Genomic DNA, 815 nt, shown 5'->3' with positions numbered 1-815 from the left:
GCGCGGTGTTGGACGGGGTGGGCTAGGCGGGTGGTGCGGCCGAGGTCGAGGATTTCGGAGTCGGTGCCGAGGACGACGGGGATGAGGTCGGCGTTGCAGGCCATCCGGCGGGCTTCGGCGGCGGTGATCTGGTCGCCGTCGAACCCCAATGCGGCGGTGCCGAGGTCGTTGCGGAGGTCGTCGAGGGTCATGGTGATGAACACCGTGGTCCCGTGCCCACCGTGGCGGGGCAGGTTCTCCATGTCGTAGGTCTCGATCACCCGGGCGAAGGCCTGGCCGAGGAGCCGGTCGTAGGGCGCTGTGACGCCACGGGTCTCGGCTGAGAGTTTCCGGGGCTGGGCCAGGGAGTCCAGGATGGTGCGCAGCCGGATCCCGACGGCGCGGGAGACCCTCGCGTGGATGTCGATGGTGCCGTCGCCGTTGTCGCGGGACTGGAAGAAGGTGCGCCGCGCGGCGCGTTCTTCCTCACGGTGCAGCGCCTTGGCCTCGGCGGCTTCGAATCGTTCGGGATCGATCTCGGTGAGGATCCGTTTGCCGACGATCTTGAGCTCGTTCGCGGTCAGCCGGGTGGCGTAGTCGACCAGCAGCTTCTCGGCTAGGGCCAGGTCCTCGCTGCTGGCGACCGGGTCGGCGTCGATCGCATCGAGGGCTTTCGTGATCACCCGGGCCTTGTCCTGGGAGACGACGCCCTCGGCGAGACCAGCAGCGACGCGGTCGTACTTGGCGACCCCGGCGGCGAGCTTGATCTGCGCCCGAGCGACCGCCTTGTCGACCAGCAGCTCGGCACGCATCCACCCCGAGGCGTCTTTCGCCCC

1 protein-coding gene is annotated in these 815 nt (G+C 69.3%); it reads right to left on the bottom strand.

The window, feature by feature from the left end; genetic code table 11:
* The coding region (locus UG56_RS27370; RefSeq protein WP_256206948.1) for a DUF222 domain-containing protein at nucleotides 1–791 on the bottom strand (791 nt) is incomplete at its 3' end.
* Nucleotides 792–815: the final 24 nt, after the last annotated feature.

Source organism: Nocardioides luteus (assembly GCF_000960475.2).
Taxonomy (GTDB): domain Bacteria; phylum Actinomycetota; class Actinomycetes; order Propionibacteriales; family Nocardioidaceae; genus Nocardioides; species Nocardioides luteus_A.
Note: the sequence above shows the minus strand (reverse complement) of the source record. Positions and strands in the feature narration are given on the sequence as shown.